The sequence below is a fragment of the Gordonia sp. LMA484 genome (genome assembly GCF_058129505.1).
Genome location: NZ_CM176700.1, coordinates 6,006,112 through 6,021,096 on the forward strand (window position 1 = coordinate 6,006,112; position 14,985 = coordinate 6,021,096).

Genomic DNA, 14,985 nt, shown 5'->3' on the forward strand with positions numbered 1-14,985 from the left:
CCACAGACGAGGGAGAAGCCATGGATCTGCAGCTCGAGCGCCGCAGTATTCTGATCACCGGCGCCAGCTCGGGGATCGGCCTGGCCACCGCACGCATGCTCGCCGACGAAGGTGCCCGCCTGGCACTCTGCGCCCGTGACGAGCAGCGGCTGCGGAAGGCGACGGCAGACCTGGCCGACCGCACCGACGTCGTCTACACGACCTGCGACGTCACCGACCGCGCCTCGGTCGATGGTTTCGTCGAGGCGACCGTCGCGGAGTTCGGCGGCATCGACGGTGTGGTGTGCAACGCCGGCCGATCTCTCATGCGCACCCTCGACGAGACCACCGACGACGAGATCCGCGGCGAGTTCGACCTCAAGATCTTCGGTGCTCTCAACGTGATCCGCTCGGCCCGCAAGGCGCTCGCGGCCTCCGACGCCGGATCGGTGGTGGTGGTCAACGCAATCCTGTCGCGGCAACCCGAACTGCGCCTGGCCGCAACGGCGGCGGCACGAGCGGCACTGCTCAACCTGTCACGGTCGCTCGCCGGTGACCTCGCCGACGACGGCATCCGCGTCAACTCGGTACTCCTCGGCCTCATCGACACCGGTCAGTGGCAACGCCGCTTCGCCGAGAGCGGCACGGACGCGGACTTCGACGCGTGGAGCGCGGAGATCGCCCGCGACCGCGGAATCGCGCTCGGCCGCTTCGGCTCCGCCGACGAACTCGCGTTTCCCATCACCACACTGCTGTCGCCGCGCAACAGCTACATGACCGGTGCCGCACTCGACGTCGGCGGCGGCGTCCACCGCTACGTCTGACCGCACCACCAGCAGCCCAGCCCAGCCCAGGAGAACAGCATGACCGATCAGCCCACCGAGCACCGCCGAACCGGCGGCGACGTCCTCGTCGAGGTGATGCGCCGACACGGCGTGACCACCGCCTTCGGCGTCGTCAGCATCCACAACCTGCCGCTCGTCGAAGCAGTCGACCGCGAGCTCACCTTCGTCGAGATGCGTCACGAAGCGGCCGCGGTCAACGCCGCCGACGCCTTCGCTCGCGCTTCGGGCGGCATCGGTATCGCGTTGACCAGCACCGGAACCGGCGCCGGCAACGCGGCCGGCTCGATGGTGGAGGCCCTCACCGCCGGTAGTCGCGTGCTGCACATCACCGGCCAGATCGAGAGCGAACACCTCGCACCCGGACGCCCCGAGACCAGCCGCGGTGTGATCCATGAGTTCCCCCGCCAGCCCGAGCTGCTGCACTCGATCTCCCAGCACTCCGCGACCATCACCGATGCCAAAGACGTGGCCGCCGAGCTCGAGGCCGCGATCGCGCACATCGAGTCCGCGCCGCAGGGCCCGGCCAGCGTGGAATGGCCGACCGACCTGCAGTACCTCGCCACTCCGGATGCACAGCGGCCCATCGACATCGATGCCGTGCCGACCGTGCGCCCCGACACCGATGCCGTCACCCGCGCAGCCGAACTGCTGAGCACCGCACGCTCGCCGCTGATCTGGCTGGGTGGCGGAGCGGCCGGGGCCGGCGAGGCGATCGCCGACCTCGCGCACAGCCTCGGCGCCGGCATCCTGACCAGCAACTCCGGCCGCGGCATCGTGCCCGAGGACGACCCGCTCGTGATCGGCAACTTCGCCACCACTCCGGCCGCCCGGGCCCTGCTCGCCGACGCCGACGTCCTGCTCGCCGTCGGCACGCACTTCCGATCGAACGAGACCGCCTCGTACAGTCTTGTGCTGCCGCAGAAGCTGATCCAGATCGACGTCGAACCCGACACGGTCGGCCGCGTCTACCCGGCGCAGGTCGGCATCGTCGCCGACGCCGACGTCGCCATCCGGGCCATGTCCGATCAGCTCGGCGACACCGCAGCCGAGGCCACCTGGCAGGGCCGTGTCACTGAGGTCCGCGACACCGTTCGCGCCGAATTGACCGACTACATCGGTGGATACGCCGAGATCTGTCAGGCCATCCGGGACGCGCTGCCTGCCGAGTCGGTCATCGCTCGCGACGTCACCATCCCGTCCAGCCAATGGGGTAACCGGCTGCTGCCGATCTACGACCGCGCCACCAACGTGTTCCCCCTCGGCGGCGGCATCGGCCAAGGTCTCGCCATGGGCATCGGTGCCGCCCACGCCCGACCCGACGTGCCGACGCTGGTGATCGCCGGCGACGGTGGGCTCGCCGTTCATCTCGGCGAACTCGCCTCGCTGGCCGGCTCGGGAGCCCACGTCATCGTGCTGGTGTTCAACGACGGCGGCTATGGCGTGCTGCGAAACATGCAGGAGAAGAACGGGTTCCGACGTTCCGGCGTCGACCTGCACACCCCGCGGTTCGACCTGCTCGCCGCGTCGATGGACCTCCCGTACCGACTGGTCCAGGGAGTCGGCGTCATCAGCGACGCCCTCGCCGACGCCGTCGCGCACCCCGGCCCCTCGATCATCGAGATCGACGTCGAAGCCGTCGATCCCGCGCCCGGGCCGTTCGTACCGCCCGTTCACGTTCCCGGAGAGGCACACTCATGATCGCCGCGCAACGCTGGTGGGACGACGGCGCACGCATCGCCGTCGAAGCCGGCGAACCGACCCACATCTTCGCCACCGGTGACGATGTCGGCGCGGCAATCCGGCTCGCCGTCGCCCACCCGGACACTGTCCTGAGTCTCATCCTCGCCGAACCCGCAGCCGTGGCCGACGACGTCGCGACGCTGCTGCCCGCGGTCGAGGTACCCACCCTGGTCCTCGCGTCGGCCCCGACCGCCGACGCGGATCTCACTGCGGCACAACAGCTCGCCGGTGAGATCGACAATGGCGTCTTCGTCGTCATCGACGGCGCACCGAAGCCGGTGCACACCGAGCGTCGGGAGTCGTTCGCGGAGTGGAGCGCGTCGTTCGTCGCGATCGCTGAAGGACTGGCCGTACGTGACGGCCGACTGCTCACCCCACCCACCCCACTCGTCGAAGGAGCCCTGACATGAACACTCGCCCAGCCCACGAGCCCTATCTGGAAGTCCACCAGACCCACCCGGAGCCCATCACACCGTACGAGCGCAAGCTCGCCGGCTCGATCACCGAGATCTTCACCGGCGGTGCGACAACTCTCGACGAGGTCGTCGACGGCCTGAACGCGCTGGGACTGCACGGACCCGACGGCGGCCCGTGGACCGACGACACCTACCGCGCCGAGATGCGCCGATTGGGGAAATGACATGACCACCACCGAAACACCCACCACCGCTGCTACACCCACCACCGCACGCGCCGCCCGCGGCCGTCCGACCTTCGCGGTGGGGGCCCGCCGTCACCTCGACGCCGACGAGATCGCCGCCACCGGTCTGCGTGACCGGTGGTATCCGATCCTGCCGTCACACATGGTCGAACCGGGCGCCATGGTGCCGGTCCGCCGCCTCGAGGTCGACTGGGTGCTGTTCCGCGACGCCCAGGGCGTGGTGCACATGCTCGAAGACCGCTGCCCGCACCGCAGCGCACCGCTGTCGGTGGGCCAGCACCTCGGTGATCGCGTGGCCTGCGCTTATCACGGCGTGCAGGTCGACGGTGCGGGCACGGTGGTCTCCGTTCCCGGCATGCCGGGCTGCGCGCTGGAAGGACGGCGGGCGACCGTGTCACTCGAGGTGGTGGAGGCCGCCGACACGATCTTCGCCTTCATCCCGTTGACCGCGGAGTCGGTGCCGACACCGTTCGTGTTGCCTGATCGGCTCAGCGATGCCGAGGTGTCGTGGTTCGGCAACTACGCCGAGTGGGCCGGTCCGTGGCGCTTCTACATGGACAACGTGCTCGACCCGATGCACGGCGCGTTCCTGCACCGCAATTCGCACTCGATGTTCGGCGGCGACACGTCGGCGCGGTTCCGCATCCGCGAAACCGACCGCGGCTTCTTCTTCGAGAAGACCGACCAGTGTGGTGTGAACTTCGACTGGGTGGAGTTCGTCCGCGGCTCGATGGACTATGTCGACCTGGAGATCCCGTACGGTCCGGGCGCGGGGCCCGGCGGGGTGTTCGGCATCGTCGGGATGAGCACCCCGATCGACCGTTCGACGTCGGCGATCTTCCACTGGCGCACGCGTCGCGTCAGCGGCTGGGAACGCGAGACCTGGCGGTTTCTGTTCCGCACCACACTGGAGGCCAAGCACTGGGAGGTGCTCGAACAGGACCGCGAGGTCCTCGAGGTGCTCGCCGACGACGCCGACCGCGAAGAACACCTCTACCAGCACGACCTCGGCGTCTCGCGGATTCGACGGATCTACCGCGCCGACGCCGTCGCGCAGGCCGAGGTGCTGGCGAAAGCCAACGCATGAGCACCGACACCACGATGCTGCTGACGGTCATCCTGCGCCACGACCAGTCGCAGAACCTCGAACAGCTGCAGGGCCGTCTCGACGACAACGACTGGTGGCACGGCTTCCCGCCCGCCGGCTGCGAGATCGTGTCCTGGGTGGTCGCGATGGGGATCGGGCAGATCGTCACGCTACGGTTGCCCGCCGATCGTCTCGCGGCGGTCAACGTCGAACTGGAACGCCGGGCGTGGGGCACCTTCGCCACCGACTTCTATCCGACCTATGACTTCGTGCCGGTCCGCGAACGCCTGACCGCGGAGTCCGACGCCCGACGAGGCGCGGCATGACCCGCATCGGCCATCCGGAGGTGGCCGAACCGCCGCGGCCGGACATGTTCAGCAACGCCCGCGTCGTCGGCGATCAGTTCTTCCTGTCCGGCATGCACGCCGGTGGCCCCGACGGCCCGGTCGGCGGCGACGACACCCATGCGCAGGCCGTGGAGGCCTTCCGCCGGCTGGCCGCACTCACCCAGGCGTGCGGTGCGACCGTCGACGACATCGTGGTCCTGCGGATCTATCTCACCGACATCGCCGACAAGGCGGCCGTCGGTCGTGCCCGGAGCACGATCTTCTCCGGCGACTTCCCGTGCTCGACCCTCGTCGAGGTGTCGGCACTGGTGGAACCCGACCTCACCGTCGAGGTCGAAGCCCAGGGATTCCTCCCGACGGCCGCTTCCGCGGCCGATTAGAATCAATCAAACCGGCGTCAGCCACGCCGACTACCCCGAGGACGCCACCATGAGCGGACCGACACAGAATTCCAGCCCCACACACAGCCCCATCACCCGACCGAACTGGTCGGTACTGATCCTTGCCTTCGTCGCGGTGGTCCTCGACGGCTACGACACCATCGCCCTGGGCCTGTCCGTCCCGGCACTGGCCAAGGACTGGGACGTCCCGGCATCCCACTTCACGCCGGCACTGTCGCTGACCAGCCTCGGCGTCGCCCTCGGCTACATCGCGGTCGGACGGTTGACCGCCCGGTTCGGCTGCCGCCGCGTGGTGCTGGTCGCGGTCGCCGTGTTCACCATCGGATCGCTGCTGACCGCATGGTCGGGCGGCATCCTCGAACTCAGTGCGCTGCGCCTGCTGACCGGTTTCGGTCTCGGCGCCGTGATGCCCGCGGCCGTCGCCCAGGCGACGGCGCTCAATCCGACCCGCTACCGCCAGTCGATCGCGGTGTTCGTGACGATGGGCATCTCGCTGGGCGCCCTGATCGCCGGGCTGCTCGGCACCAAGCTGATCGGTTCGTTCGGTTGGCCGTCGGTCTTCGTCTTCGGTGCGATCGCCTCGGCCGCACTGCTGCCGTTCCTCTGGATCTGGCTGCCCGACGAACGCGCCGTGATCGGCACCCCGCCGGCCTCCGCCCGCCATCAGGCGTCGGTGGCGCGGCTGTTCGACCCCGAGGTCCGCACTCGCACCATCCTGCTCTGGGCGTTCTCGTTCCTGGTGTTCTCGGTGTTCTACATCTTCTCGTCGTGGCTGCCGACCCTGCTGACCAGCTACGGGTTCACCACCAAACTGGCACCGCTGGGCTCGGCCGCACTCGGCGTCGGCAGCATCGTCGGCGCGGGTGTGCTGATGGTGGGCGCACTGCGGTTCCGGATGACGTCGGTGCTGGCGGGCACCACCGCCGTCGCGATCGTGTTCCTCGTGATCTCGGCCTTCCTCGGCCCGGACAAGGCCCTGTTGCTGCTGGTCTTCGGCGGCGTGGGGCTCGGGTTGCAAGCCGGCATGATCGGGCAGGCTGCGGTGTCGGTGTCGCTGTACCCGCAGGCCACCGCGGCGACCGGTGTGGGCTGGGCGTCGTCGATGGGCCGCATCGGATCGGTCGTCGGACCCATCGTCGGCGGTGCGCTGATCGGTCTCGGCTACTCGGCGAGCACCATCGTGCTGATCGCCTGCCTGCCGGTGGCGGTGGCGCTCGGCGTGATCGTGGTGCTGGGGCGGGTTCGGACACGTGCCGAGTCAGCCGTCGTCGGCGACCCGGTCCCGGCCGCCGGCTGACCCCGCCCGCTGAAAGGCACCCGAACTACCGAAAACCACCCTCGAGCGGGAGCCTGCCGGCGATATGCCGACAGGTCACCGCTCGAGGGTGGTTTTCGGTGGGGAGCGGGGGTGGGGAGCGGGGGTGGGGAGGGAGTGTGAGGGTGGGGAGGGAGTGTGGGGGACGGAGGAAGTGTGGGGGACTCAGTCCAGCAGCTTCTTCTGCACCTTGCCCATAGCGTTGCGGGGCAATGCGTCGACGAACCGGATCTCCCGGGGACGCTTGTGATGCGACAGTTCGGTGGTCACGAGATCGATCAGCTCACGCTCGACCACGCGTTCACCCACCACATACGCGACGATGCGCTGCCCCAGATCGTCATCGGGGACACCGATCACCGCGACTTCGTCGACGGCCGGGTGACCGAGCAGCACGGTCTCGATCTCACCGGCGCCGATGCGGAAGCCGCCCGACTTGATCAGGTCCGTCGCCCGGCGGCCGACGATCCGGTGCATGCCGTCCGGATCGATGACCGCGACGTCGCCGGTCGCGAAAAAGCCGTCGGCGAGCCAGGATTCGGCCGACTTCTCCGGCTGGTTCAGATAGCCCCGGGCCATCATCGGACCCCGCACGTGCAGGTCGCCGACTGTCTCGCCGTCGTGGGGAAGGTCCTTGGCGCCGTCGCGGATTCGGGTCTCGACACCACGCAGCGGCAGGCCGACCCAGCCGGGGCGGCGGTCACCGTCGGCGCGGGTGCTCACGGTGATCATCGTCTCGGTCATGCCATAGCGTTCGACGATCTCGTGGCCGGTGAGTTCACGGATCCGCTCGAACACCGGAACCGGGAGTGGTGCACTTCCCGACACCAGCAGCCGGGCCGACGACAGTGATTGCGCGGCAGCCGTATCCGCGGCCACCCGGGCCCACACCGTCGGCACACCGAAGAACATGGTGGCGCCCGGCGACATCGCGTTCGCGTAGTTCTCCGGAGTCGGCTTGATGGTGTGGATCAGTCGGCCACCCCGCCGGAGTGGCCCGAGCATCCCCAGGATCAAGCCGTGCACATGAAACAACGGAAGTCCGTGCGCCAGCGTGTCATCGGCGGTCCACTGCCAGGCGTCAGCGAGCGCATCGAGGCCGGCGGCGATGGCGCCGCGGGCGATCGGCACACCCTTGGGCAGGCCGGTGGTGCCGGATGTGTAGAGGATCAGGGCGGTTGACGATTCGGGTGGCTCGGGGTGTCGGTGCCACGAGCGGGCGTAACGGCGCACCGGGATCACCGGCAGTGTGGGATCGGCGGGCGCTGCACCCAGCCAGGCCTGTGCGCCGGAATCGGAGAGGATGTGCTCGAGTTCGCGGGCGCCGGAGTCGGGTGGGACCGGCACCGCCGCGACCCCTGCGATCAGGCAGCCGACGACGGCGAGCGCCGTGTCGATGCTCGGGCGCGCGAGAACCGCTACGGCGCGCGCTCCCGCGACTCGTTCGGCGACGGCGGTGGCCGCTCCGACCAGGTCTTCTCGCGACAAACGGTCGTCACCGATGGTGATCACGTCGGAAACGTCGGGTGCGTTGGGGGTCAGCGTCGGGAACAGCACGTCTTCAGCTTCTCAGATGGACGATTCGTCGATAGTGGGCATGGCCTGTTACGGTGGGGACCACGTTCACGCGATGCTGTAACTCGCTTGTTGAACCAGAGGCCGGGGCGGTTTACAGAACCCCCGGTCTTGTCCAAAACTCTCTCTGCATACGCGGCCGACGTCTGCGTCGGTGACAATCCGTGTCGTCAGGCCCCGAACTGTACGGTCGCCCACTCCTCGAAGGTCTGCCAACCGACATCGGGAAACCGGGTGTGCAGCGCGGGGATGTCGACCTGGTAACCACCAGATCCCAGAAACTCGAACATCGCTCGCATATCAGGAGACGAAATGCGTTCCGGATCATAAGATTCGGCGTGCACTTCCGTTGCCAGCACAGACGACAGAGTTGCCGCCATCTGGTCGGGCGTGAGGGCGTCTGAGGCGACGTCGATGCGTTCACCGGTATATGACGGCGGGTCCCGGAAGAGTTCGACGACGACCCGGCCCAGATCTCGGCGCGACAACTGTTGCAGTGGTTGGTCGCTGGGCATGGCGATCGGCATCACGCCGGCCGCCAGGGCATCGGCACCACCGAGCAGATTGTCGTAGAAGTAGGTCGGGCCGACGATGGTGTGCGGGAGACCGGTCCCTGCGAGCCGTTGTTCGACCTCGTATTTGCTCTCGAAATGGGGAACCCCGGTGTTGCGGTCGGCACTGGCCACCGACGAGAACACCAGATACGGGACGCCTGCGTCGATCGCGGCTCCGATGATCGCCACCCCTTGCGTGAACTCGGCATCGACGCCGGTCTCGAACGGAGTGGTGAAGGCGAACACGCCGGTGGCGTCGGCGAAGGCTTCCGCGAGTCCGCTGCCGCTCACCATGTCGCCGACCGCAAGCTCCACGCCACGGGTCGCGAGTTCGTGCGATCTCGTGGAATCGGGATTGCGGACGACCGCACGGACCGGGAGACCGGCAGCGAGCAGTTCGGTGACCACCGCGCCGCCCTGGCCGCCGGTCGCTCCGAGAACCACATAGGTCATGGTTCCAACCTACTTGGGTCCTTCGACCCTAGGGTGTGTCAGATCACATCGGTAGCGTCGTGTGTGCCGACGGATCGTCACCCTCCCCCCGGCCGACGATCCCGACGACGCACCGCCCTCGTCGACACCCCTTGACCCCCCGACGAGGAATCCGGGGGCTGTGCAGATTCGAATCGCCCCGATCGCATGCATGCGATCGGGGCGATTCGGTGCGTTCGTCGTCCACGAAAGACGACACCGCCAGATCAGGAACGCTGTCCCGATCTGGCGGTGAGGAGCCCCGAAGCTCTCACTTCGGATCAGCAGGTCTCGGACCTGCCGTCATCGGCGGAGGATAGGGGATTCGAACCCCTGAGGGCTGTTAACCCAACCCGCGTTCCAGGCGAGCGCCATAGGCCACTAGGCGAATCCTCCAACCACGGCATGATAGCGGGCCGAGGCCGTCGGACCCAAAACGCGGTCGGGTGGGGGTTGGCTCGACCACAGCTACAACTCCTGTCGTCATCTACATGCCGCGTGCCAAGGGTGGATGACGACAGGAGTTGTGGATGGCATTGCGCGCCTCGTGAGAGCCCCGGGCAACCACCGGTTTGTAGAACGCCCCGACCCTCCCGCTACACTTGACGGCGGATCCCGCGCGGCGTGCATCCTGTGAACTCCCCCAGGGCCGGAAGGCAGCAAGGGTCAACGGGCTCTCTCGGGTGCGCGGGGTCCCCTATCCCGAGACGAACATCAGTTTCCACAGCGGCGCCGCCGGCCGATGCCGGTGCCACTGGAGAGGTCCCGCGTTGAACTACCACTCGATGAGTGCCGACCAACTTCGCGAAACCCAATCCGACCTGCGACAGATGTACGACGCACTGTGCGCTGCGGGTCTCAAGCTGGACCTCACCCGCGGTAAACCCTCACCCGAGCAGCTCGACCTCTCCAATGAGCTGCTGTCGCTGCCGGGCGATGAGTACCGCGACGCCGCAGGCACCGACACCCGCAACTACGGCGGCGTGACGGGACTGCCCGAGCTGCGCGAGATCTTCGGGGAACTGCTGGGTGTCGACGCCGCGCATCTGCTCGCCCTGGGCAACGCCAGCCTCGAGGTGATGCACGACCTCACGGTGTTCGCGCTGCTCTCCGGCACCGTCGACTCCGCGCAGCCGTGGGGTGCCGCCCCGATCAAGTTCTTGTGCCCGGTGCCCGGCTACGACCGACACTTCGCCATCACCGAGAACTACGGGATCGAGATGATCCCGGTGCCGATGCTGCCCAACGGTCCCGACGTGGACGCGTGCGCCGCACTCACCGCCGACGATCCCTCCATCAAGGGGATGTGGGCGGTGCCGACCTACTCGAATCCGACCGGCGTCACCTTCACCGAAGAGGTCACCCGCGGTCTGCTGGCGATGCCGGCTGCCGACGATTTCCGCATCTACTGGGACAACGCGTATGCCGTGCACACGCTGGTCGACGCGCCGCCGCCCCCGCTGCCCGTACTGGACATGGCGGCCGAGGCGGGCAATCCGAACCGCGTGTACGTGCTCGGCTCGACGTCGAAGATCACCTTCGCCGGTGCCGGCGTCGCCTTCTTCGGGTCGTCGAAGGAGAACCTCGACTGGTTCTCGAGCCATCTGTCGATCAAGACCATCGGCCCCGACAAGGTCAATCAGCTCCGCCACGTCAAGTTCCTGGGGGACGCCGACGGCGTGCGCGCACACATGGCGCGCCACCGCGAGATCCTGGCGCCGAAGTTCCAGTTGGTGCTCGACATCCTCGCCGACCGCCTGGCCGATTCGAAGGTCGCCGCATGGTCGGAGCCGGAGGGCGGCTACTTCATCAACCTCGACGTCATCGACGGCACCGCCCGCCGCGTCATCGAGCTCGCCAAACAGGCGGGTATCGCGCTGACCGCGGCCGGATCGACCTACCCGTACAAAGAAGATCCGTTCGACCGCAACATCCGCCTGGCGCCGACCTTCCCGTCGACCGACGATCTCCGGACCGCCATGGACGGCGTCGCCACCTGTGTGCTGCTGGCGGCCTCGGAGACCCTGCTGGCACCCCGCGAAGCCTGACCTCGGGCGCGGTGCTGTGAAAACCTGCAAAGAGTGAAGCGTCGTCGGTCGGTCGTCGGGACTGCGCCTTTCGCACCCGACACCCGACCAGCCGGGTGGATCAGGCTCACCCTGATCGCCGTCGGCTCCCTGCTCGTCGCCGCCTTCGCCCTGTGGCTGCAGGACGTGATCGTGCCGTACAGCACGCCGTTCTGGGGGTTGTTCGACAATCAGCTCGACCTCGACGTGTACCTGTCCGGGGCGCAGACCGTCATCGACGGCGGCAGTCTCTATGACGCCAAACTGCTCGGTCAGATGGACTACACCTACGCGCCGATCTCCATCCTGCTGTTCACCCCGTTCACCTGGGTGTCGTTCGAGACCGCGCGGATCATCTGGTCCGCAGGCATCTTCGTCGCCCTCTATCTCGTGATCATGCTCAGCTTCAAGAGTCTCGGTCGTCGGCCGACGTGGCCGCTGCGGTTCGTCGCGCTCGCACTCGTCGCGGTCGTGCTGTTGCTCGAACCGGTGCGCACCACGGTCTGGTACGGCCAGATCAACGTCTTCCTGATGCTGATGATCGTCGCCGACCTCACCCGTGCCGACGGCCGCCGCCTACGCGGCGTGGGCACCGGCATCGCCGCCGGGATCAAGCTGACACCGCTGATCTTCGTGCTCTACCTGGCATTGCTGCGTCAATGGAAGTCGATGATCGGGGTCCTGGCCGGGTTTGCCGGGACGATGATCATCGGATTCGCGGTGCTGCCGCGCGAGTCGTGGGCCTACTGGACGGGCACCATGTTCGACTCCGATCGTGTGGGCGCTCCGCAGACGGTCGGTAATCAGTCGATCCGCGGTCTGCTCGCCAACCTGATCCACACCGACGAACCCAACGTCGTGTTGTGGGGGACCCTCGCGGTGGCCGCACTGACTTTGGGGATGTATGCGGCGACCCTCGCACATCGGCACGGTCAGGAGCTCCTGGCGGTCACGATCGTCGGGATGACGGCCTGCGCCGTCTCGCCGATGTCGTGGGGGCACCACTGGGTCTGGTTCGTGCCGCTCGTGGTGATCTGTGTGCACCTGCTGCTCACACCCGGTCGTGGTCTGCTGGTCTCCGGGGTGGTCGGGGCGGGACTGATCGCGCTGATGCTGATCGCGTTCTCCTGGCGGACCTACCTGGCCTACCCGATCTGGTTCGTGAACAAGACCGTGCCGGACGCGTATCTGATCGGCCTGTTCTTCAAGCACGGCATCGTCGGGCTGCAGTGGTTCACCTATTACCCGTACAACGCCATCTTCCTCGGCACCGCGATCGCCACGATCGTGGTGCTGCGGCGCCAGTCCGAGTCGTCGTCGACCGGCGTCGGCGACGAAGTGGTGGCCGGCGGCCGCTGATCCCGTCGTTGCCTGCACCGATGTGTGCCGGAACGGCCACCGTGTGCGGAGGCATCCACGGTCGCGTCGCGGGCTGTGGGGGAGCAGGTTCGGCTGTCGGCGATCGCCGGTAGTCTCGACGCGTGGCTCTGTATCGCACCTATCGCCCGGCCAGCTTTGCCGACGTCGTGGGTCAGGAGCACGTCACCGATCCATTGAGTCACGCCCTCGACTCCGGGCGGATCAATCACGCCTATCTGTTCTCCGGGCCACGAGGATGCGGTAAGACGTCGTCGGCACGCATCCTCGCCCGCTCCCTCAACTGTGTCGAGGGTCCGACGTCGACTCCATGCGGCGTGTGCGGCTCGTGTGTGGCGCTGGCGCCTGGTGGTCCGGGCAACCTCGACGTGATCGAATTGGACGCCGCCAGCCACGGTGGTGTCGACGACACCCGTGAACTCCGCGACCGCGCGTTCTACGCACCGTCGGAATCGCGCTACCGCGTTTTCATCGTGGACGAGGCGCACATGGTGACCAACGCGGGCTTCAACGCGTTGCTCAAGATCGTCGAGGAGCCGCCGGAGCATCTGATCTTCGTGTTCGCGACCACCGAGCCGGAGAAGGTGCTGCCGACGATCCGTTCGCGCACGCACCATTATCCGTTCCGGCTGCTCGCGCCGCCCGTGATGCGCGCCCTGCTCGAGAAGATCTGTGCCAGTGAGCAGGTCGTGGTTGCGCCCGATGTGTACCCGCTCGTCATTCGTGCCGGCGGCGGGTCGCCACGCGACTCGCTGAGCATCCTCGATCAACTGCTCGCAGGTGCGGGTCCCGAGGGCGTCACCTACGATCGTGCGCTCGCCCTGCTCGGTGTCACCGACACCGCGCTCATCGACGAGGCGATCGACGCGCTGGCCGACGCCGACGGCTCACGCCTGTTCGGCACCGTCGAGAAGGTGGTGGATGCCGGTCACGATCCGCGTCGGTTCGCCGTAGACCTGCTCGAACGCTTGCGGGATCTGATTCTGCTGCAGGCGGTTCCGGATGCAGCAGACCGTGGCCTCGTGGAGGCGCCTGGCGACGCGCTGGCACGCATGCAGCACCAGATCGACGTGCTGGGTCCGGCATCGCTGACGCGTTTCGCGGAAACCGTCCATGCAGCGCTCGGTGAGATGCGCGGTACCACCTCGCCACGTCTGCTGCTCGAGGTGATGTGCGCCCGGATGCTGCTGCCCGCCGCCTCGACCGAGGATGCGGCGCTGCTGCAGCGGCTGGAGCGGCTCGAATCCGGTGTCGTCGTCCCGAACGGAACGTCGGCGCGCGCAACGGGTTCCGTGGCTGCTGGTGCCGCGTCCGCTCCGGAAGACGAGCCTGCGCCGAAGTATGTTCGACCGTCGCAGCGGAAGGGTGCGGAGCAGGCGGAGACGGCGGCGGCGGGGTCCGAGGTCGGGTCACCGGGTCTCGATACGCCACTCACTCCGTTCGCGGCTACTCGACCAGCGGAGGGGGCTGCGGCTACTCGACCGGCGGAGGGGGCTGCGGCTGCGCGACCGGCGGAGGAGGGTGCGGCTGCGCGACCGGCGGAAGGGGGTGCTGCTGCGCGACCGGCGGAGGGGGCTGCGGCTACTCGACCGGCGGAAGCGAACGCGGCTGCGAGACCGGCGGAAGGGAACGTGGCTGCGCGACCGGCGGGGGAAGGTGGTACTGCGCGGCCGGCAGAGCCCGAGCCTGTGCCGCCGTCGAGCGCCGAGCGTGACCGTCGGGTACCCACACCGCCCAATCCGACATCGCCGCAGCCGCCGGCGCGGGCGGTGGCCGAGCCGGAGCCGTTGATCGAGGCCGACGCCGACATCCCACTGCCGGATGAGCCGATGGACGACGAGCCGCCACCGCCGTTCGATGTCGACGAACCGACGCAGCCGGTGGCTGACGTCGAACCGCCGCAACCGGATTCCGGCTTGTCGGTCGCCGACGTGGAGGCCAGGTGGACCGAGATCAGATCCGCGGCGCGCGGCATCACGCCGGTGTTGGAGGTCATGCTCTCGGGCGCGTCGATCCAGGGCGTGGACGGCAACACGATCGTCTTCGGGCATTCGACCGAGATGCTCGTCGGCCGGTTGAGCAAGGAGCATGCGGGCAACCTGCGGGCGGCGGTGCAGCAGGTGTTCGGTCCCGACATCGACGCCAGGTGTGTCCACGCCACCGGCCCGGCCGCGAATCAGGCTGCGCCGCAAGGTGGTCGATCGGATCGGGAACCGTCACGGCCGGCACCGAAGCGGCCGACGTTCTCGCGGCCGAGTCGGGGACGGGATCAGGCCGCGGCGCCGGCGCCCACGACTCCGGAAGCCGCCCCGGAACCCGAGGAGCCTGAGCCGCCACGGTCCGACGAGGAGCTCACCGACGCCGAGCGCGATGAAATGGTCGCCGATGCTCACTCCGGTCCACCGGAACGACGGTTGGACCCGGATCAGGTTGCGCTCGAACTGCTCAAATCAGAACTGGGTGCACGCCCGCTGGAGTGAATCGGCCGTTCGGCCCCGGGTATCACTTCGTCGTCCTGCGGCAGTTGGCGGACGAAACGATACCCGGGGGAAGAACCCGTGACGACG

General features: G+C 68.1%; 13 protein-coding genes, 1 tRNA gene and 1 other RNA gene. 12 read left to right on the plus strand and 3 right to left on the minus strand.

Annotation, left to right across the window (positions count from 1 at the left end):
• The first annotated feature begins 20 nt into the window (after positions 1–20).
• Genes AC4AMJ_RS26695 through AC4AMJ_RS26730 form a run of 8 tightly spaced genes read left to right on the plus strand, consistent with a single transcriptional unit; the run spans position 21 to position 6,357 of the window.
• Positions 21–803, plus strand: coding sequence for an SDR family oxidoreductase (locus AC4AMJ_RS26695; protein ID WP_489915923.1), 783 nt, complete (start codon positions 21–23; stop codon positions 801–803).
• Positions 804–842: 39 nt separating this feature from the next.
• On the plus strand, positions 843–2,522 hold the full coding sequence (locus AC4AMJ_RS26700; protein ID WP_489915925.1) for a thiamine pyrophosphate-binding protein: 1,680 nt from the start codon (positions 843–845) through the stop codon (positions 2,520–2,522).
• The gene (locus AC4AMJ_RS26705) at positions 2,519–2,974 is read left to right on the plus strand and encodes an alpha/beta fold hydrolase (RefSeq protein WP_489915927.1); all 456 of its coding nucleotides are present in this window, start codon (positions 2,519–2,521) and stop codon (positions 2,972–2,974) included. The genes AC4AMJ_RS26700 and AC4AMJ_RS26705 overlap by 4 nt, the downstream gene beginning before the upstream one ends.
• On the plus strand, positions 2,971–3,204 hold the full coding sequence (locus AC4AMJ_RS26710) for a recombinase-like helix-turn-helix domain-containing protein (protein WP_489915929.1): 234 nt from the start codon (positions 2,971–2,973) through the stop codon (positions 3,202–3,204). The genes AC4AMJ_RS26705 and AC4AMJ_RS26710 overlap by 4 nt, the downstream gene beginning before the upstream one ends.
• 1 nt (position 3,205) lies before the next feature.
• Entirely contained in the window at positions 3,206–4,312 is a 1,107-nt protein-coding gene (locus AC4AMJ_RS26715) for a Rieske 2Fe-2S domain-containing protein (protein WP_489915931.1), read from the plus strand.
• Positions 4,309–4,638 (plus strand): hypothetical protein, encoded by a 330-nt coding sequence (locus tag AC4AMJ_RS26720; RefSeq protein ID WP_489898162.1) that lies wholly within the window; start codon positions 4,309–4,311, stop codon positions 4,636–4,638. The genes AC4AMJ_RS26715 and AC4AMJ_RS26720 overlap by 4 nt, the downstream gene beginning before the upstream one ends.
• Positions 4,635–5,039 (plus strand): RidA family protein, encoded by a 405-nt coding sequence (locus AC4AMJ_RS26725; protein ID WP_489915933.1) that lies wholly within the window; start codon positions 4,635–4,637, stop codon positions 5,037–5,039. The genes AC4AMJ_RS26720 and AC4AMJ_RS26725 overlap by 4 nt, the downstream gene beginning before the upstream one ends.
• A 49-nt stretch (positions 5,040–5,088) precedes the next feature.
• Positions 5,089–6,357, plus strand: coding sequence for an MFS transporter (locus AC4AMJ_RS26730; protein ID WP_489915935.1), 1,269 nt, complete (start codon positions 5,089–5,091; stop codon positions 6,355–6,357).
• A gap of 183 nt (positions 6,358–6,540) precedes the next feature.
• Here the strand turns inward: AC4AMJ_RS26730 and AC4AMJ_RS26735 are convergent, their stop codons facing one another.
• The 3 genes from AC4AMJ_RS26735 to AC4AMJ_RS26745 form a co-directional block, all read right to left on the minus strand.
• Positions 6,541–7,932 carry an acyl-CoA synthetase gene (locus AC4AMJ_RS26735; protein WP_489915937.1) on the minus strand — a complete coding sequence of 464 codons (1,392 nt, stop codon included), beginning with the start codon at positions 7,930–7,932 and terminating at the stop codon, positions 6,541–6,543.
• A 188-nt stretch (positions 7,933–8,120) separates the two neighbouring features.
• Complete coding sequence (locus tag AC4AMJ_RS26740) at positions 8,121–8,957, minus strand: NmrA/HSCARG family protein (protein ID WP_489915939.1); 837 nt, start codon at positions 8,955–8,957, stop codon at positions 8,121–8,123.
• Between the two features lie 328 nt (positions 8,958–9,285).
• Positions 9,286–9,371, minus strand: a tRNA-Ser gene (locus AC4AMJ_RS26745).
• 211 nt (positions 9,372–9,582) lie between these two features.
• Here AC4AMJ_RS26745 and ffs point away from each other — a divergent pair.
• The 4 genes from ffs (at position 9,583) to AC4AMJ_RS26765 (ending at position 14,898) form a co-directional block, all read left to right on the plus strand.
• Positions 9,583–9,677, plus strand: an RNA gene (ffs, locus tag AC4AMJ_RS26750) — signal recognition particle sRNA small type.
• Positions 9,678–9,745: 68 nt separating this feature from the next.
• Positions 9,746–11,023, plus strand: coding sequence for an aspartate aminotransferase type Ic (locus tag AC4AMJ_RS26755; protein ID WP_489898157.1), 1,278 nt, complete (start codon positions 9,746–9,748; stop codon positions 11,021–11,023).
• A 114-nt stretch (positions 11,024–11,137) separates the two neighbouring features.
• Positions 11,138–12,400, plus strand: coding sequence for a glycosyltransferase 87 family protein (locus tag AC4AMJ_RS26760; RefSeq protein WP_489918520.1), 1,263 nt, complete (start codon positions 11,138–11,140; stop codon positions 12,398–12,400).
• A 122-nt stretch (positions 12,401–12,522) separates the two neighbouring features.
• Positions 12,523–14,898 carry a DNA polymerase III subunit gamma and tau gene (locus AC4AMJ_RS26765; protein ID WP_489915941.1) on the plus strand — a complete coding sequence of 792 codons (2,376 nt, stop codon included), beginning with the start codon at positions 12,523–12,525 and terminating at the stop codon, positions 14,896–14,898.
• The last annotated feature ends 87 nt before the right edge of the window (positions 14,899–14,985 follow it).